This window comes from Flammeovirga sp. OC4 (genome assembly GCF_000812565.1).
GTDB lineage: Bacteria > Bacteroidota > Bacteroidia > Cytophagales > Flammeovirgaceae > Flammeovirga.
In genome coordinates this window covers 60,752-78,943 of record NZ_JTAM01000019.1, presented here as the reverse complement: position 1 = coordinate 78,943, position 18,192 = coordinate 60,752, and the positions used below count along the sequence as shown (strand labels likewise).

Below are 18,192 nucleotides of genomic sequence, written 5' to 3'. Positions count from 1 at the left end.
ACTTATAAACATATTGATGATTTCAAACAATATTCACCTATTTATGAACATATAAAGACGTAAATCAGGACATTATAAACATATTAAGTATCTGATTATCTGATATTTAATTATAAAATAAACCAAATTATAAACATATAAACAAAAGCCTAATTCACAGTATGTGTATGAGTTAGCATAAAATTTCAAGTATTGACAAGGAAGTTAAAGGTGCAATGCATACAGAGAAGTATAGAATTGCCAGCTATGAAATAAGAAAATTATAGTGTTGATAAATCTTCTAAATGCGCTGTTATTTTTAGGCGCAAAAATGATTGATAAATGAACAAAGTATGTATATTGATAATAAGCTTAAGAGTTATTCACTGTAATTATCCTATTTGGTTAAAAAATTGGACATTAAAGATATTTATTCATAAGTTATCCACATTATTCACACGTTTTTTACACAAAATTGTGATTAGTGAGTAAAATGTTGAATAAGCGTTGATAATATCCACAGTAATTCACAAATGGCTCTTATTCACACTATTCACACGGGTGTTTATAAAGTGATGTGATTAAAAATGGCGCTTTTAAACACACCAATTAACTGAATAACTTCTGAGTGAATAATGCTGTGAATACTGTTGAAAAGCGCTATAAATCTTTGTTTTTGAATAGTTTAGGCGGTTTATAAGGCATTAGCAATAATGTTTATAAGTAAGGAAAACCTGTTGGTATGTAGAGTTATCAACTTATAAACACCCCTAATAACAATAAAAGAGAATTTTAAATTTTTATTTTTTTATAATCTATTAAAGAGTGAAATGTTGAAAACCTTATTTGGTCAAAAAAAAACGTATCTCTATTTTTTCCTTTGTTTTATTATTTCTCAAATCAGTTGGGGGCAAAGTAAAACAGAAGAGAAGTTAAACTTAGCCCAGGAATATTATAAAACGGAAGAATTCGACAAAGCCCTTGAATTATACAGGGACTTAATTAAGAACAAAGAATTGCTGGGACAAATCCATGAAAACTATTTAGATCTACTTTTAAAAAAAGAAGAACTCAAGGAAGCTGAGAAGTATTTAAAAAAACTATCCAAGAATAATCCTGACAATTCAATGTACAATGTGGATTACGCTAGGGTAAAGTTGATAGAAAAAGATACCCTTGCAGGAAACAAGATCATGGAGACGTATATTAGACAAGTTGCCAACAATACAACAAAGCTGAGGTATGCGGCTTTGTACTGTATCGATTTGGGATTGTATAACTATGCTGAACAATGCTACAGGGTTGGTGAGAAGAATCAAGGAGAGACTTTTTACTACGAGTTAGCTGATCTTTATGCCAATTGGGGGAAATACGAACAGATGATCGATGAGTACATGCAGCTTTTGTCTGTGAAGCCTGATCAGCTTGAATATGTTGAAATGGCCCTACAAGACCGTCTAACGACAGAAGAGAAGTTTGAGCTCATAGAACCTCAGTTACTCACAATGGTGCAGAAGAACGCAAATATGACGGTATTCAACGAGCTGATCGTTTGGTATTACTTACAGCAGAAGAAGTTTTACGCAGCATTTATACAAGCGAGAGCGTTAGATAAACGTCTTCGATTGGAAGGATACAAGATTTTAGAAATTGGTCGATTGGCTAAAAACAATAAAGATTATAAAAATGCTTCTAAGATCTTCCAGTATTTGGTAGATCGCTACAAAGAGTATGCAGTATACCCAATGTCAAGAAAACTGTTGATAGAGACTAAAGAGGAGATCATTAAGAGCACCTACCCTATTGATAAAGATCAAATCAACTCATTAGTGAAAGATTATCAACAAATCATTGATGAAATTGGTGTAAATGGACAGACAGGAGATGCTTTGAGGAATATGGCGTTGCTTCAAGCATTCTATTTGGATGAAAAAGAGAAAGCAATTGTTGAATTAAAAGAACTTATCAACAATCGATCAATTCCAAAGTCATTAGTTTCACAAGCTAAGCTGGATCTTGGGGATATCTATTTGCTTCAGGACAATCCTTGGGAGGCTTCTTTACTTTATTCACAAGTAGCCAACAGTAATCGTGAAATGACGATTGGACACATTGCAAAATTGAAAAATGCAAAGCTGTATTACTATACAGGAGATTTTCTATTGGCACAGTCACAATTAGATATTTTGAAATTAGCCACTTCCAGAACGATTAGTAATGATGCTATGGCACTATCTATGTTGATAAGTGACAATTTAAACCTTGATACCACTTCTCTAGCTATGGAACAATATGCAGCGATTGATTTGTTGGTATTTCAAGGAAAATACCTGGAAGCGATAGAGAGTTACGAACAAATGTTAGTAAAATTCAAAGGACATCGTTTATCTGACGAAATTCTTTGGGAAAAAGCACATTTGTTAATAAAATTGGGGAATTATAAACAAGCCACTGAACCTTTAAAAGAAATAGTAGAGTTTTATGGCTATGATATTCTTGCTGACGATGCACATTATCTCTTGGGAACTATTTATCAAGATCATCTGAACGATAAAGAATCAGCTATGAACTACTTCAAAGATATTCTGATTAAGTTTAAAGGTTCAAGCTATGAAGTGGATGCTCGTAAACGTTTTAGAGCACTGAGAGGTGATAACGTGAATAAATCATAGATAAGAGCACATTTTCGTTTCTTTTTGTTGATAAATACCTTTTTGAGATCGTTTTTATTCGATTGTTGTCAACAAAAAGTTTATAATTTCTTCAAATAATTAAAAAATCAAGATTTTATTCAGAATAATGTGAGTAAGTAATTGAAAATCGATGTTTATAAGATCATTTTCACAATTCACATTATAAATTATACAGAATAAGCAATTTATTCCCTAAAAAGAGAAAGTTATCCACATTGAAACAGGTGTTTTGTGAATAACTTTCTCTTTTTTGTGGATAAATATTTACTTTTAGAGCTAAAAAAGTAAATGATATCAACAAAAAAAGGGATACTCAATGAAGAATATCCCTTTTTTATATCTTGAAATTATATAATTATGTGATTAACTCTTTTGAACCACGAAAATCATACGGTCAGATGTCTCTTTATCAAAAGAATTTAGCTTATAATCCCCAAAAATGTTGATAACTTTTAGGTTTACCTTTTCAAATAGGCCTAAAAAGTCTGATTTTCTTAAAGCCTCCACTCTTTCTGTGAATATGTAATGCTTTCCTTTATCTGTAAACTCAATTTGCTTCATCACATGACGATTATTGAGAAACTTATGCACATTAAAAGAGAGTTCTGGACGCTCAATTACTGTTTTTTCTGGAAGATTGCTGATTACTTTATAGGTATTAAAGTAATCAAGTACTAAAACACCTCCTTCTTTTAAGCTATGGGCAATCATTTGTAAAGCAGAAAGGTCTTCCTCTTCTGTTTCGAAATAGCCAAAACTTGTGAATAAGTTAAGAACAAAGTTATATTCCTGTTCTTTATAGAGTTCACGCATATCATGCACATTAAACTTCAATCTGTCATTTTCAAATTGATGTGCATGTTGAATACTTTCTGTAGAAAGATCAATTCCTTCCACATCGAAGCCTTGTTTGTTTAGAAAAATGGAATGTCTGCCTTTTCCACAAGCTAGATCAAGTACTTTGTCGTTTTTGGAGATTCCCAAATGATCAGACAGTGCACACATAAACTGTTCTGCTTCATTAAAATCTCTGTTCTGATATAGAATGTGATAATAAGGTGTATTAAACCATTGATCAAACCATTCTTCTCCCTTTTGCATTTTATTCACTAGTTTTTATTTTTCTATAGTAAACAACTATTACCTTTGTGCTGTTTTGAGAAAATTATACCCGAAAGTATAATTTTCATTTTTAGGGATCAAACCAATTTTGATTACTGTTCATAAGTTTTTGAAAATTCCACCTTTTTTATTGAAAATTCATGATTTTCGTTGAGTTATCAACAATTAGAAGTATAAAGTGTGAATAACTTCAATTTCCAATACTTAAATCATCTGTAAATCAGTATTAATAGGAGATGATTTAGAAGTGCAAAATGTTTATCTTTGCATCGACTTGAGTAATAAAAATTGAGTGCCTAGTCATTTTAAAAGCATAGAAATTTAAAGACAATCCATGTCAAAGCATTACAATAGATACACTGTAACAGCGGCATTGCCGTATGCAAACGGGCCTTTACACATTGGACATATCGCAGGTGCATATTTACCTGCTGATATTTATGTAAGATCATTACGTCAAAAGGGAAAAGATGTAGCGTTTATTTGTGGTAGTGATGAACACGGTGCTGCGATTACTATTCGTGCACAGAAAGAGGGAATTACACCTCAGGACATCATTGATAAATACAATAAACAAATTGGTGATACATTTAAGAAGTTCGGAATTGCTTTTGATTTATTTCATAGAACTTCTGCTCCCGTTCACCACGAAACAGCTCAAGATTTTTTCAAGACTCTAAATGATAAAGGAGAGTTTGAATTGAGAGAGTCTTCTCAGTACTATGATGAGGAAGCAAAACAATTCTTAGCTGATAGATATATTGTTGGTACTTGTCCTAAGTGTGGTCATGATGCAGCTTACGGTGATCAATGTGAAAAATGTGGATCTTCTTTAAGTCCTACTGATTTGATCGACCCTAAATCTCAGATTACAGGGAATACTCCAGTTTTAAAAACAACACGTCACTGGTACTTACCAATGAATCAGCATGAGGATTGGTTGCGTGAGTGGATCAACGAAGGTACTTTAGAAGGTAGAGAACATCATACTCCTTCTGAGTGGAAAAACTCTGTTTTAGGTCAGTGTAGATCATGGTTGGATCAAGGTTTACAGCCTAGAGCTATGACTAGGGATCTAGATTGGGGAGTTAAGGTACCAGTAGAAGGTGCAGACGGAAAAGTTTTATATGTGTGGTTGGATGCTCCTATTGGATATATTTCAGCAACAAAAGATTGGGCGGCTTCTCAAGGTAAAAACTGGGAGGACTATTGGAAGAAAGCAGATACGAAATTAGTTCACTTTATTGGTAAGGATAATATCGTATTCCACTGTTTGATTTTCCCTATCTTATTAAAATCTCATGGTGAGTTCATTTTACCGGACAACGTCCCTGCTAATGAATTCTTAAACCTTGAAGGTGCGAAGTTATCAACATCTCGTAATTGGGCGGTTTGGTTGCATGAGTATTTAGAAGACCTACCTAACCGTGAGGACGAGTTACGTTATGTATTAACATCAATTGCTCCTGAAAATAAAGATTCTGAATTCACATGGAAAGATTACCAAGAACGTGTGAATAATGAGCTAGTTGCCATTTTAGGTAACTTTATCAACAGAGCGGTTGTACTTACTCACAAATATTTCAAAGGAGAAGTACCTGTAGCAGGTGAGTTCACTCCTATGGAAGAAGGTATTGTGAAGGAGATGAAAGCGATTCCTCTTCGTGTTGAAAAATTAATCGAGCAATATAAATTCAAAGAAGCTTTGACAGAAGCGATGAAGTTAGCTCGTTTAGGAAATAAATATTTAGCAGATACAGAACCTTGGAAATTGTTTAAGCAAGATCCAGAGTTAGTGAAGACAATTTTAAATATGTCTTTACAGATTGCTGCCAACTTAGCTATCACTATTGATCCATTCTTACCAAATACGGCGAAGAAAATCCAAAATATGTTGGGTATGGAATCATTGGATTGGAACCAAGTAGGAAATCCTGAGTTGATTACTGCTTATGATCGTTTGGCTCCAGCTGAATTATTGTTCAGCAAAGTTGATGATAAAGTGATTGAAGCTCAAATTGAGAAATTAGAGAAAACAAAAATCTCTCAGGCTCCTGTTGAACCTCAAAAAGACGAAACTACTTTTGATGATTTCCAGAAAATGGATATTCGTGTAGGTACTATCGTTGAAGCAGAAAAAATGAAAAAGGCGAAAAAGCTTTTGAAATTGACTGTAGATACGGGTATTGACAAGAGAACAGTAGTAAGTGGTATTGCTGAGTTTTTTGCTCCAGAAGATATCATCGGAAAGCAGGTTTCTATTTTAGTGAATTTAGCACCAAGAAAAATCAGAGGTATTGAATCTCAAGGTATGATCTTGATGGCTGAAGACAAAGACGGAACATTATCGTTTGTATCTCCAACTTCGCAGATTGCGGAAGGAGGTATTATTCGTTAATTATAAATCATAAATAAAGCCCACGATTTCACCTAGTCGTGGGCTTTCTCACTATTAACTACTAAACTTATGAGCAAAGGATTCGGAAACATCGTCAATATCATTTTTGCCATTACTTCAGTTTCATTATTTATTCTTGCCTATTATGCCTATGATAGAGGTGAAGAATATATGGAAAACCTTCAATTGGCAGGTTTGACAACATTACTATTAGTATTAAGAGTATTTATGTCAAAACAAGCTGCTAAAAGAGACCGTAATAGAAGGAACGGTAAATTCGGAAAATAAGTACTATGTATTCAGTTCGTGAAATTTATACTTTAAGGGAAGAAGGAAAATACCAAGAGGCTTTTATTACAGCTAGAGGACTTTTGGAATTGTCACCTAATGATGAAGAAATTCATGCTGCTATGGCATGGGTACTTTATGATATGCTTAAGGTAGCGCAACAGGAAAATGAACACGAACAGTTTTTAGAACTTTATTCCGCTTTTGTCGAATACATTCCAACAGAAGCTGATCGATTGCAATACTGTGCTTGCTTGTCATTTTATGATGAGTTAAGATTATTACTGGAGCAGGAAAAATATGAATTGGCAGATCAGCTTTTACTTTTATTTGCTCCCCTCTCCTTTCATCCACAAAAAGAGAAACCAAAACCTTTTTATCAGATATTGGAATTGGTGATGCACTTCAATCAATACTTACCTAATTTTCTAGCTTTTATTCGTAGTTGGAGATTATCCAATCTACAACCTCAGCACTATCAAACCAATGGACAAAATATGTCGATTGCAGAAAGGGTACATTGGTTGGTAGGTCAACATCTTTATGAAAGAAACAGAGATAATTATGATCTCATTGAAGCTTATGTGAAGCAGTTAGATTTACTCTTGGAAAGATGTCCTCAGTTTCATCATATCAAAAAAATCAGAGAAAAACTTATCAATAATTGATCTGGGTAACATTGTAAATAATGGTTACATAATATCTATTAACCTTTAAAAGTAACAATGTTTCTTTTTTGTCGTATATTTGTATTATACAAACGAAAATAAAGATAGTAGTAGTTATAAAATTCTTTACCCACGTTATTTCATAATTACTTGAGGCAAGTTTGATGCAGCAAAATAAATGACGAATAACAATCAGCTATAAAACACCTTGCAAACTATTAGTTGATTTGGCTCTTACAAATAGTATTATTTGTAAGAGCCTTTTTTATAATAATACAAAGAAAATTCTGCATTAAAAGTAGATTAGATAATGGAAGTCAAGAAGTTAAGTTGTGAATGATCATCTATTTTGTAATTCGAAACACCTATCTTAAAACAAACTAATCTTAAGAAAAACTAATGCTACTTTACTCAAGCAACTATTTAGAAATCTATTATGAACCTCAATACGAAAGGTGCATTTTAAATTGGATTGATTCGCCACCTACTGTTGAGCTTTTTAAAAAAGATATAGCAGAATATACAGAAATAGCTTTGACTTTTAAAAGCAAACAAGCCCTTTGGTTACAGCAGAAACTCACCATTAATATGGATAGCGAATTGATAGAATGGTTAGAAGAAAACATGAATAAGCCAATCATCAATACTATTCTTGCAGACAATTTTTATCCATTGGATTGTAATCAAAATTACCCCGTCGCACTTGTATTAGGGCAGAAAGAATATAACCTACTCCAGCTTTACAGCTTGACCGATGGTAAAACAGATAAATCATTGATTATTGAAAAAATGCCGCGATTTTTTTGTGATGAAAAAGAAGCAAGAAATTGGTTGGATCAGTGGAGATCTTCTAAAGAGGTTGAGTCTACCAAGAGTGTTGTCCAAAATGAGCAATTTCAATCTCATAAAGAAATGAAGGCACTTACGAAAAGAGAAAGGGAGATCATTGAATTGAAACACCAAGGTAAAACACCTAAGGAAATTGCTGAATTAATGAATATTTCTATCAATACAGTAAGAACCCATTGGAAAAATATTAAGAAGAAGGTCAATATTAAGTCGACTATAGATTTTACCATAAGCTAATAATCTACCCAATGTTGGGTATTTATTCTTTCTTATGATTTAATCAATTTTGTTTTCATAATCATTAAAGCATGTAATTATGAGAGACTGTAAAATACCCTATGTTCTTTACCTATTAGTGATCATTCTGTTTGTGGCATGTGAAGACAAAGAAGAAACTTTAGAAGAAGAGAAAAATGAAAAAATAGCAGCATTCAACGGTGAATATCATGGTTATACTTATGATAGTGACAACCTAATAATGACTGACTGGTTTATTAAAGTTGAAGATGGTGTATTGTTTGGCAAATTTGATTTAGACGATCAATACCAACAATATGAAGGAGGGATTGATGAAAATGGAGTTATTAATGCTGTTTCTGAATTTGATGACTCCAATATGCGACAACTAGAAATGTTGACTATTACTATTAAAGCATCAGTTTCATTAAAAAGTGGTACGATGTCAGGTACTTGGTCAAATCAAAATGGGCATTCTGGAAGTTTAGAAGGTTTAAAATTTGAAGATACAATCGACTTGTTCGATGGTGAATATTATGGAAATTCTTACACATCATCAGAAGAAGTCATTACAGATTGGTATTTCAAAATAAAGAAAGGTGTAATGTATGGAAAATATTCATCTGCTGAAGATTACGAACGTTTTGATGCAAAAATTAATGAGGACGGCACTTTTACCTCAATATCAATTTATACTAGTGATGGAAAAGAGATGCAAATCAACTCTTCAGGAACGATTGATTTAGATAATGGTTCCATACTTGGAACTTGGTCAAACGGGCAGGGTGATGAAGGAACTTTTGAAGGCTCTAAAATTTAATTTTATCACTCCAAATTATTAAAAAGGAACTTAAAAAATATGCCCAATTGATATTAAAAATGGACACCTCTTATAATAGAGAATGTCCATTTTTTTTATCTGATGGTCAGTTTCCCATTTCTGTAACACGAGCTAAAATGGTTACATAATATCTATTAACTCTATAAAAGTAACATTGTTTCTTTTTCGTCGTATATTTGTACTGTATCATGAAAATCAATCAACTAAAAATAGATCGAAAATGAAAAATCTTTTATTATCTATCGTATTAATCACTATCTCATTTGTTTCATTCTCTGAAGAAACAGAACCAAAAAACATCAATCTTTTTGATGGAAGAGTAGAGGCATATTTAGATAAAATGGGCATTCTTTCAAGAATTGATCCTGACCTATCTTTTAGAGATCAATATCAAAATAAAACAAGATATGTCTTAGTACAGTATTGTGGAGCAGTAGCTGTATTTGACCTGTACAACTCTGGTTCGGTCAACTTTATTCATAAAAATGATTGCCTTTCAACAGATGATCAAGCAAAAATCTGGTTGAGTGAAGTCAATAAAGAGTCTAAAGGGACTATTGCCAGAGCTAAATTTTTGAGATAAAAAATTTTAAATTAAAAAGTAACATTGTTTCTAATTATTAAAGTAAATATTAAAATGAAAAAAGTTTTACTACCAATCTTATCGTTATTCTTATTCTTTTCATGTAACGAAAAGAATGATTCAATTGAAGAACCTGTAAAAGAAGGTCGTGTCATCACAATTAGACCTGTCATTGAAGAACAAATTACTCCAATGACAAAGAGTGATAGAGATCCACAAGAGGGATTAGAGTATCATGGTTATTCTATTCTTGTAAAAGATGAAAATGGAGAGAAATACTCTACTGAAGAATTTTCTTTACTTGATACTACAGTAGTTGTTGATAATGTAGTTGGGGATTTCTCTATCACTATTTCACATATTAATTCATATGAAACAGTATCAGAAAAGTATTATTTAATTGGTGAAGCTCAAGGAACAAATGTTACCGAATCAGTGACTGTTCGTATGCAAAATAAACAATTTGCATATGTCTTGGTAGATGGTGCAGAAGATGAAGTTACTGAATCAAGAATTGGTGATTTTGAACTTTTGCCAGACAGTGATGAGAAATATCCAAACTTCTATGCTTATGTTCAAGCCAATGAATCACATAATATTGTCATCAATACAGTGAGAGGTTATGCAGGGGTAGAATTAGAAAATGCAAAAGCAGACAAACAGTATACTTACTCTGTCAACTTTACTACTGATGGTAGTATCATTATCGATCCTGGATTTGATGGAATACCTATCACCAAACCAATTACTGAACCCACTTCACCAGTTGTAGAAATTGTTGATGGAGTAAAAGATTTAGTTATTGATCCTTTTTCAGGTGCAGTAAGTGGTACATCAGTAGCAAGAAGAGAAGATGACTCGCATCAAGTATGGGCTTACGGAGTAACAGGATTAAATAAGAATGATGAAATTTTTGTTGAAGAGATTAATCCTACTTTTTCTGCGTCATCTTCTACAGATGAAATTCATATGTCTATTTATCTAAAAGATGAGAATAAAAATATAGTGAAGGTATCTATGTTTACTGATAAATCCATAAGAGATACAAAAGGAGATAAGATTGCTGATTCGTGGGAACAATATGTAACTACTCATAAAGCTTATACAGTACATACTACTTGGGCAGATGGAGTAAGGCTAAATTGCAATTTCATCGTAAGAATTGGATGGTCTGAGAACAGAGAAGAAGTAAGCTTTACGATTGATGAATTAAGCTATTAAAAAGAAAAGTAAGGTTGATGTTTATGTTAGTGATGGTGGATCTTGTATAAGATCTTGACCTATTGATTTACCCCGGTTATCATTTTTGATAGCTGGGGTATTTTTTTGCATTAACCTATATCATCAATATTTATTAGTGTATTTTTTACTTTTGAAAAACGACAATTTTATGACTAAATCTTTATGGAACCTATTTTAACAAACCAACCTTTCTCCAAAGCTTCTACATCAAGGATTGATGTAATTGATGTCTTGAGAGGATATGCTGTAGCGGCAATTATGTTAATTCATAATATTGAGCATTTCAACTATTACCATTATCCTGATAAAGCATTAAATCCAGATTGGTTAAATACACTTAATACAGGAGTGTTTAATCTTACTTTTTTTCTTTTTGGAGGGAAGACATATTCAATCTTTGCTATTTTGTTTGGGTTCACTTTTTATTTGATGAATAACAAACAGACGAAAGCAGGAAAAGACTTTGGACCTCGATACTTATGGCGTCTCTTTACTCTTACCTTTTTTGCATTGATTAATGCCACTTTCTTTCCTGGAGAAGTATTAATGCTTTATGCTTTGACGGGTGTCATTTTATTCTTTGTCAGAAAATGGAGTAATAAGGCATTACTTTTTGGAGCTTTCTTTTTCTTATTACAACCCACTGATTTATTACATTACGTCTACTCTATTTTTAATCCTGAATATACACCTGCAGTGAGAATGTTTGCAGCACCATGGAAGGCGTCTATGGACATTATCAAAGAAGGAAACTTCTTAGAAACGCTATGGGGAAATATCACTTATGGACAACAGTTTTCATTACTCTGGGCTATAGAATGTGGTAGGGCTATTCAAACTATGGGCTTATTTATATTTGGTTTCTGGTTAGGAAAAGTAGGAGCATTTAAATCTGAACATTACAATAAATGGAAAAATGTATTGGCCGTTTCATTTGCAGTAATGATTCCATTGTATTTCCTTAAAGTGCACTTTATGGGAGGAGATCAAACTGAAGTTATCAAAAGAACAATAGGAACTGCTTTTGATATGTGGTGGAAGTTTAGTTTTACACTGATATGGATCTCTTTCATTATCCTAATTTATAAGTCAGATACAGTAAAAAGACTTTGTAGACCTTTACAAACCTATGGCAAGATGAGTATGACAAACTATATCGTACAGTCAATTATTGGAGGTATTTTATATTTTGGATACGGATTTCATTTGGCAGATACATGCGGAGTGGCTTTTAGTTTGTTAATTGGTTTTATCTTTTTGATTGCTCAAATAAGAATGTGTCAACTTTGGTTGAAGCATTACAAACAAGGCCCTTTTGAAATGTTATGGCATAAGTTGACTTGGCTGAAATAATACATTAAAACGCTATATTATCTTGGGTGATGTAGCGTTTTTACTTTCTAATTGAAAGGAAATATGAAATGAATAGAGGGAATTCGGATCCAATTTATTTATATACTATTATGAAGGGTTTGTTTCGAAAAGCCAAAGACACCATTCATACAGAGATATAATGATATCTAAAATGAAAACTCCGGTTAGATAGCTCATTCCTCCTATTAATGGTAATGATATAATAAATAAAGACCATTTAATTCCTTTTTTTCCAGTTTTGATATACCCTATTAGAAACATTAATCCAATTAAAAAAATAAAAACCCAACTAAGTACTTCATTTAAATTAGGATATGGAGTTAAATTTAAAATGAATTGAATAATATTATTTGTAATATTAGATAGATAACCCCAACAAAAAACGTAAATAGCAGTAACTTCATAATAAGGTGTAGCCCATGATTCCCACTTAAGAAATAATTTTTCAGCATAATTATCTAATCTATCAAACCATAATATCATCCAACCTATGATCAAAATAATTAAAACAATACCACCTCCACCGCCGCCATATTCATTAACACTTCCAACTTTTCTACCAGATCTGTCAAATAAATCCATATTAATATATTTTGATTAAGAACATAATTAGTTTGTTAGTGATTTCCTTCTACTTTGAATGTTTAATACCATATTTTAGTTTCAGATGTAACTCATTTTAGAAAAGCTAAAATTATTTATAGATTATAGTGTTTTCTTTTTCAAGGTGAAAAAAGATATGAAATGGATAAAGGTAGTTCGTATCCAATTTCTTTATTATACTCTTCCGGTGATTTTCGACAGTGTACTTACTAATACTTAGAACAACACTTATTTCATTATTTGTTTTTCCTTCGCAAATAAATTCTAAAATGCTACTTTCTCTTTTTGAAAGAGTATTGAATTTACTGAAATTTTCCTCGATGAAGTATTGATCTTGTACAGTTTTATTGATAAATATCGAAAATGAATTATCAATAAGTAAGCATTTGGATAATATAAAATCTTCTTTTTTAAGCAAATGAAATAAGAACGTTTTCTTTCCAGTTTTAGCTAATTCTAATTCACTAATATAAGAGTAATGTTCTTTGTTAGATTGAATGAAATCGATAAATTCTAATTCGTTAGTATTAATTTTTAAATCATGTTCTTCATAATTTCCAATAATATCGAAAACACATTTCACAGATATTTCAACTAACCTATTAAAATTTAAATTATTACTTCTATTCCATAAAAGAGTTGATAATTTTGTTTGCATGATAAATCGGTAAAAATAGTAAAGCCACTACTAAAAATATTAAAATTCATTAAACACTCTTTATACTGTAATTAACTATCCATAAATAGTAATGAAGTGAATTATGTTATTATCATATTTTAATAATTGTACACCTTTTTGTTTAAACAAATCTGATTAAATTTCAAATTAATATCAATAACTACATCTAGTCATTTTCTAACTTTATTTCTTTTTTTTGTATCTAAAAGGTGTTTATAATGAGGACGTAGACAGGTTTTAAAATATGACAAAAATGATTAGATATACGATCCTTATTCTACATTTATTATTTTTAAGGATCGCATATGAAAGCATTATTCTTTAATATAAACCGCTAGGTAAGTAACACCACTAACACCAATACCTAAACATCCTGTTTTGGTAACAGAAATTACAGAATGAAATTTATAACCATCATTAGCATTAGCTGTAAACCTATCAGCTAAAGCAGTTACACCTTTATCCGAAAATCTAGCACCAATTTCCTCAACTTTGTATTGCATAATAAAATTTAGTTTAAATTATAAAAAATCATTTCCTCCATTTTGAGGTTGACACCTCTTTAGTCTATCAATTGTAAGAATAAGTCCTTTATAGAATCCCTTTTTTCTAAAAGCCATTTCCGAATACCTTGAACAACTTGGGTTATATACACACCGATTCCCTAATCTTTCAGATAAATATTTCTGATAAAAACGAATTGATTTCACTACACAAAAAAGCCAAAATGGTTTTTTGGGAATTGTTTGAGAATGTATTTCAATATCCTCTGGAGTGTGTTTGAATATAGCTCTGTAAACTATTGGTTGATCTTCATCAGGAGCATTAATAATAATTTTATTCATAAAGTATCCTTATATATTTTTAATAAGAAGAATAACTATTAGTAGTCAATTGATATGGTTCTTAATATCATACTTTATAGTAATTAATTTTCTTTCTAAGAATTTATACCATTTGATACTTAGTTCCCAAAATCTAAGAGCTACTATTTGGTTAATAGTAGCTCCAATGAATACTTTTAATTATTAGTTAGTAGGTTTTACAATGGTACCCATATATTTAGAAAGTTGCCTTCCAAAGAAATCTTGGTAAACATCAATTTTGTTTATTTCTGCGATGAAGTATTTTTTCTCACCTTTTGTATCCATTTCTATTACATTGAAATGAGTTACGAAATAAATTTTTCGATTTATATTTCCAAGATTATCTTTTCTACCTGCAATAAAAAGTTGAGCAGCGTCTCCACTCAACGGTAAGAAATTGAAATCATCTTGGTTGGTAAATTTTACTTCAATATTTGTAAATTTTACTCCCTCCTTATTCATATCATTCTGTATTAATTTATGCCCTTCAGAGCTATATGAACTTGAAGTAAGTCCAGTTGAATTTTTATTTATAAAATGAAATCCTTCTTTATCAAAGTCATATCTTCCAAAAGTATTCGACATAATTGTATAATATTCGAGACTCTTTGGAGTCATTGCTTTTACTTCTTTCTTAAATTGAGCAATAGCTTTATGGTATTTGAATTCATCATCTCGAATGAAGTTATATTTGTCTCTATTGAAACGCACAAAAAACTCTTTGGCCATATTCTCTGTTACTTCTGGTTCGCGTAGTATATATTCCATAAACATCAAACTATCAGATAAAAAAGTAGAAGTAATTTCAGGTGCTTGAATTTTGTCTAGCTCATTTTCAAATCTAATTTCACCAGCGTCAAGAGCGTTTTCAATTTCAACATAAGACGGTAAAATAGATGGCCAACAAGAGAAGTATATAACTTCTTCTTTTTTAAAAAATGCTTTTATTTTTAATGGCTTTCCTGCATAAGCAGGTTTATTTGTTTCAGTTATATAAAGATTACTCATTTTATAACTTACTTTTTTGTCATCGAAAGCATAATCATATTTTGCTTTACTTTTTGGATATTCAGTAAAGTAAAAAGTATCTCCTACTTTTATTTCTTTTCCAGATGAGAGAGTAACCGAAGCATCTTCAATTTTTTTGATTTTTTGAGCAAATGAGTTTACTCCTAATAATAGTAATAAGAGTGATAAAAATATTTTCATGTTATTTGATTTTAAAAAGGCAACAGTTTTCACTGTAACCAATTATACATGTGACTATTGTTTTTTCCACTTACCACCTGCTTGAGAACAAGCTGACTTAGCCATTTTTATTTTTTCGCTACTTGCTTGATCTTCGCAAAATGTTGTTTTTGGAATTTGTATACCTGCAGTAGAAGCAGAATCCAATTCACATTGATAGCATGATGGACCACATCCAATGATAAGTGTGGAAGTTAGTAGTAATAGAAAAGTTTGATTATAGTTTTCATTGATAAAAAATATTTAAATAAAAACATTTTATTTTAAACTAATGTGGGTATACAAATTCTATGATTAGTAATCATTAAGTGCACAAGTAGAATCAATATACCTCTAAATTATTAATAGATAGAATACACAATATTTGAATATGAAATCCATTAATAATTCAATTACAATAGCTTACTTTACAAATGTATAAAGGTGTAAGTTGTTAAAAAATAGCTGATTATGGTCATTTTTGGCTTCAATTAAGAAAAAATTGCTTGGGTAATAAAAAAGCTACCATAAAATGAATTATGATAGCTCTTTGAAATACTTTTTAAAATAACTCTAACGGAGTTATTTATCGACTTATTCTCAATAAAGAATTAGTTACAGTAAAGTGCTGTTTGAATATCTTTAGTAAGTAATACTAAGTCGATGTCTGCTTCAGTAAGTGTACCATTAGAATTTTCTGCGATACAGCTTTTGTTTTCTTCCAAGAAAGTAAAGTACTCAGTGTATAGTTCACACAAGTCATCATCCTGAGCACTAAGCTTTGTGATATATTCAGTGTAACTAGTAAAGCAGTTTGCTTCTGGAGTAACATCATCTTCATCGAAACACCCTGTTAAGGCAAAAAGTGATACAAATAACAAGGCAGTAGATAAAAGAAAGTTTTTCATCGTTCTAAAAAATAAAAAATATTAAAAAAATTAGTTTGCATTACGAATTTTAATATTACAATATTTTTATATTATTAACAATGAGTTGTTAAAATATAGAATTAGTCTAATTAAAAATACTTAATCATAAAGTCAGTAAGTTTCTTTGCTAGATTGCCATAAGGAGGATAAATCGTTTTAATTGTTGTCATCCCTATTCTATTTTTTAATACTGAACGCTGATTTGAGAACCCATCAAAACCAAACTTTCCATGTGACTTACCAATTCCACTATTGTTGACTCCACCAAAAGGTAATTCTGGATTGTTGATGTGAAGAATCGTTTCATTGATACAAGTTCCCCCTGCCGTAGTATTGTTGAGTACTTTTTTGATAAGCTTTTTATTCTTACCAAAAATATAGAGTGCTAATGGTTTTTCTTTTTCTTCAATGATATTGAAAGCTTCTTCCAATTGCTCATACTCCATTACAGGTAGTATTGGCCCAAAGATTTCCTCCTGCATAATTTTCATATCATTGGTGACATTGGTGACAATCGTTGGAGGAATAAATTTAGTATTCTCATCCATTTCACCATTCATTATGATAGTGGCTCCTTTGTCAGCAGCATCTTCAATAATTCCTTTTAGTCGGTTAAAATGATTGTGATTGATAATTCTGCAAAAATCTTCTGACACACTTACCACTTCACCATTTGGAGAGTAAAACTCATTGATGGTGTTGGACATTTGTTCTATAAATTCTTCTTTTCTTGATTTAGGGATTAATACATAATCAGGTGCAATACAGGTCTGACCTGCGTTTATAAATTTACCCCAAGTCATTTTATCAGTGGTATCTTTCAGGTCCGCATCTTCACAAATTACAGCGGGCGACTTTCCTCCTAATTCTAATGTTACTGAAGTAAGATGCTCAACCGCAGCACGCATCACAATTTTACCTACTTGTGGACTTCCTGTAAAGAAAATATGATTGAATTTTAATTTTAATAAAGCCGTAGAAACATCTACACCTCCCTGCACTACTTTTACCTCTTCAGGAGGAAAAAGATTATCCATCATCGTTTGGATAAAGGCGGCAGTATGATTCGAAATTTCACTCGGTTTTATCATCACGGTGTTTCCTGCTGCAATAGCATAAACTAGAGGCGTGATCGCCAAGTAAAAAGGATAATTCCAAGGGGCTATAATCAAACAAACTCCTTTAGGTTCAGGAAGAATGTAAGAAGACGTTCCTAACATATTCAAAGGACTGCCTACTTTACGTGGCTTCATCCATTTCCTTAAATTTCTCTTTGCATGACGTAATAGACCTAACGTACTCAATATTTCGGTGGTATCAGCCTCTGTTGGACTTTTTCGGAAGTCATTATAAACAGCTTTTTGAATATCTTCTCGGTACTTAAGGATATATTGTTCTATTTTTTCAAGCTTTTGTATACGTTCCTTAGCGTTAGTATCCTTTATACTTTTAGCGTTATTTCTAAGTTGAATGAATATATCTTCAATTTTCAATTCCGAAGGAGAAAGGTCTATTATAGTGTCCATGATAAAGGTGTGATAAGGTTTTGATTAAAAATAATAGCGAAACACTATTTTTAAATGTGAGAATTACGTTAATTACACTAATATCTTT

17 protein-coding genes are annotated in these 18,192 nt (G+C 31.5%); 9 read left to right on the top strand and 8 right to left on the bottom strand.

The features are described from left to right. The first annotated feature begins 809 nt into the window (after positions 1-809). A complete protein-coding gene (locus PL77_RS13610; protein WP_044206164.1) occupies positions 810-2,651 on the top strand; it encodes a tetratricopeptide repeat protein in 1,842 nt (613 codons plus the stop codon). Positions 2,652-3,035: 384 nt separating this feature from the next. On the opposite strand, the gene PL77_RS13605 is transcribed toward PL77_RS13610, so the two are convergent. Beyond that, positions 3,036-3,773 carry a cyclopropane-fatty-acyl-phospholipid synthase family protein gene (locus tag PL77_RS13605; RefSeq protein ID WP_044206161.1) on the bottom strand — a complete coding sequence of 246 codons (738 nt, stop codon included), beginning with the start codon at positions 3,771-3,773 and terminating at the stop codon, positions 3,036-3,038. A gap of 355 nt (positions 3,774-4,128) precedes the next feature. Here PL77_RS13605 and metG point away from each other — a divergent pair, with 355 nt between their 5' ends. The 8 genes from metG to PL77_RS13565 all read left to right on the top strand — a co-directional run bounded on the left by metG (position 4,129) and on the right by PL77_RS13565 (position 12,253). Continuing rightward, complete coding sequence (gene metG / locus PL77_RS13600; RefSeq protein ID WP_044206157.1) at positions 4,129-6,192, top strand: methionine--tRNA ligase; 2,064 nt, start codon at positions 4,129-4,131, stop codon at positions 6,190-6,192. 69 nt (positions 6,193-6,261) lie between these two features. After that, the gene (locus PL77_RS13595; RefSeq protein ID WP_044206154.1) at positions 6,262-6,480 is read left to right on the top strand and encodes a hypothetical protein; all 219 of its coding nucleotides are present in this window, start codon (positions 6,262-6,264) and stop codon (positions 6,478-6,480) included. Between the two features lie 5 nt (positions 6,481-6,485). Further along, a complete protein-coding gene (locus tag PL77_RS13590; protein WP_044206151.1) occupies positions 6,486-7,148 on the top strand; it encodes a hypothetical protein in 663 nt (220 codons plus the stop codon). Positions 7,149-7,547: 399 nt separating this feature from the next. Continuing rightward, the gene (locus PL77_RS32295) at positions 7,548-8,234 is read left to right on the top strand and encodes a LuxR C-terminal-related transcriptional regulator (protein ID WP_044206148.1); all 687 of its coding nucleotides are present in this window, start codon (positions 7,548-7,550) and stop codon (positions 8,232-8,234) included. Positions 8,235-8,313: 79 nt separating this feature from the next. Further along, the gene (locus tag PL77_RS13580; protein WP_044206145.1) at positions 8,314-9,054 is read left to right on the top strand and encodes a hypothetical protein; all 741 of its coding nucleotides are present in this window, start codon (positions 8,314-8,316) and stop codon (positions 9,052-9,054) included. 241 nt (positions 9,055-9,295) lie between these two features. Next, positions 9,296-9,658: a hypothetical protein gene (locus PL77_RS13575; protein WP_044206143.1), complete on the top strand. Its 363-nt coding sequence runs from the start codon at positions 9,296-9,298 to the stop codon at positions 9,656-9,658. Positions 9,659-9,712: 54 nt separating this feature from the next. Further along, the gene (locus PL77_RS13570; RefSeq protein ID WP_044206140.1) at positions 9,713-10,879 is read left to right on the top strand and encodes a hypothetical protein; all 1,167 of its coding nucleotides are present in this window, start codon (positions 9,713-9,715) and stop codon (positions 10,877-10,879) included. A gap of 183 nt (positions 10,880-11,062) precedes the next feature. Beyond that, positions 11,063-12,253 carry a DUF418 domain-containing protein gene (locus PL77_RS13565; protein WP_044206138.1) on the top strand — a complete coding sequence of 397 codons (1,191 nt, stop codon included), beginning with the start codon at positions 11,063-11,065 and terminating at the stop codon, positions 12,251-12,253. 108 nt (positions 12,254-12,361) lie between these two features. Here PL77_RS13565 and PL77_RS13560 read toward each other — a convergent pair whose 3' ends face one another. From PL77_RS13560 to PL77_RS13530, 7 genes are all read right to left on the bottom strand, one after another. After that, positions 12,362-12,856, bottom strand: a complete 495-nt coding sequence (locus tag PL77_RS13560; RefSeq protein WP_044206135.1) for a hypothetical protein — start codon at positions 12,854-12,856, stop codon at positions 12,362-12,364. Positions 12,857-12,968: 112 nt separating this feature from the next. After that, complete coding sequence (locus tag PL77_RS30555) at positions 12,969-13,535, bottom strand: helix-turn-helix transcriptional regulator (RefSeq protein WP_052444394.1); 567 nt, start codon at positions 13,533-13,535, stop codon at positions 12,969-12,971. A 335-nt stretch (positions 13,536-13,870) separates the two neighbouring features. Further along, positions 13,871-14,059, bottom strand: a complete 189-nt coding sequence (locus PL77_RS13550) for a hypothetical protein (RefSeq protein WP_044206133.1) — start codon at positions 14,057-14,059, stop codon at positions 13,871-13,873. A gap of 18 nt (positions 14,060-14,077) precedes the next feature. Further along, positions 14,078-14,401 carry a membrane protein insertion efficiency factor YidD gene (yidD, locus tag PL77_RS13545; RefSeq protein ID WP_082026529.1) on the bottom strand — a complete coding sequence of 108 codons (324 nt, stop codon included), beginning with the start codon at positions 14,399-14,401 and terminating at the stop codon, positions 14,078-14,080. Between the two features lie 183 nt (positions 14,402-14,584). Beyond that, positions 14,585-15,631: a DUF4852 domain-containing protein gene (locus PL77_RS13540; protein WP_044206130.1), complete on the bottom strand. Its 1,047-nt coding sequence runs from the start codon at positions 15,629-15,631 to the stop codon at positions 14,585-14,587. Between the two features lie 629 nt (positions 15,632-16,260). Further along, complete coding sequence (locus PL77_RS13535) at positions 16,261-16,557, bottom strand: hypothetical protein (protein WP_044206128.1); 297 nt, start codon at positions 16,555-16,557, stop codon at positions 16,261-16,263. A gap of 110 nt (positions 16,558-16,667) precedes the next feature. Further along, positions 16,668-18,104 carry an aldehyde dehydrogenase family protein gene (locus tag PL77_RS13530; RefSeq protein WP_044206124.1) on the bottom strand — a complete coding sequence of 479 codons (1,437 nt, stop codon included), beginning with the start codon at positions 18,102-18,104 and terminating at the stop codon, positions 16,668-16,670. Positions 18,105-18,192 lie beyond the last annotated feature (88 nt).

What these genes read in the sequence shown, in the direction of transcription:
- PL77_RS13610 (WP_044206164.1), top strand. Translation starts at nt 810, where the DNA reads ATGTTGAAAACCTTATTTGGTCAAAAAAAAACGTATCTCTATTTTTTC.
- PL77_RS13605 (WP_044206161.1), bottom strand. Translation starts at nt 3,773, where the DNA reads ATGCAAAAGGGAGAAGAATGGTTTGATCAATGGTTTAATACACCTTAT.
- metG (WP_044206157.1), top strand. Translation starts at nt 4,129, where the DNA reads ATGTCAAAGCATTACAATAGATACACTGTAACAGCGGCATTGCCGTAT.
- PL77_RS13595 (WP_044206154.1), top strand. Translation starts at nt 6,262, where the DNA reads ATGAGCAAAGGATTCGGAAACATCGTCAATATCATTTTTGCCATTACT.
- PL77_RS13590 (WP_044206151.1), top strand. Translation starts at nt 6,486, where the DNA reads ATGTATTCAGTTCGTGAAATTTATACTTTAAGGGAAGAAGGAAAATAC.
- PL77_RS32295 (WP_044206148.1), top strand. Translation starts at nt 7,548, where the DNA reads ATGCTACTTTACTCAAGCAACTATTTAGAAATCTATTATGAACCTCAA.
- PL77_RS13580 (WP_044206145.1), top strand. Translation starts at nt 8,314, where the DNA reads ATGAGAGACTGTAAAATACCCTATGTTCTTTACCTATTAGTGATCATT.
- PL77_RS13575 (WP_044206143.1), top strand. Translation starts at nt 9,296, where the DNA reads ATGAAAAATCTTTTATTATCTATCGTATTAATCACTATCTCATTTGTT.
- PL77_RS13570 (WP_044206140.1), top strand. Translation starts at nt 9,713, where the DNA reads ATGAAAAAAGTTTTACTACCAATCTTATCGTTATTCTTATTCTTTTCA.
- PL77_RS13565 (WP_044206138.1), top strand. Translation starts at nt 11,063, where the DNA reads ATGGAACCTATTTTAACAAACCAACCTTTCTCCAAAGCTTCTACATCA.
- PL77_RS13560 (WP_044206135.1), bottom strand. Translation starts at nt 12,856, where the DNA reads ATGGATTTATTTGACAGATCTGGTAGAAAAGTTGGAAGTGTTAATGAA.
- PL77_RS30555 (WP_052444394.1), bottom strand. Translation starts at nt 13,535, where the DNA reads ATGCAAACAAAATTATCAACTCTTTTATGGAATAGAAGTAATAATTTA.
- PL77_RS13550 (WP_044206133.1), bottom strand. Translation starts at nt 14,059, where the DNA reads ATGCAATACAAAGTTGAGGAAATTGGTGCTAGATTTTCGGATAAAGGT.
- yidD (WP_082026529.1), bottom strand. Translation starts at nt 14,401, where the DNA reads ATGAATAAAATTATTATTAATGCTCCTGATGAAGATCAACCAATAGTT.
- PL77_RS13540 (WP_044206130.1), bottom strand. Translation starts at nt 15,631, where the DNA reads ATGAAAATATTTTTATCACTCTTATTACTATTATTAGGAGTAAACTCA.
- PL77_RS13535 (WP_044206128.1), bottom strand. Translation starts at nt 16,557, where the DNA reads ATGAAAAACTTTCTTTTATCTACTGCCTTGTTATTTGTATCACTTTTT.
- PL77_RS13530 (WP_044206124.1), bottom strand. Translation starts at nt 18,104, where the DNA reads ATGGACACTATAATAGACCTTTCTCCTTCGGAATTGAAAATTGAAGAT.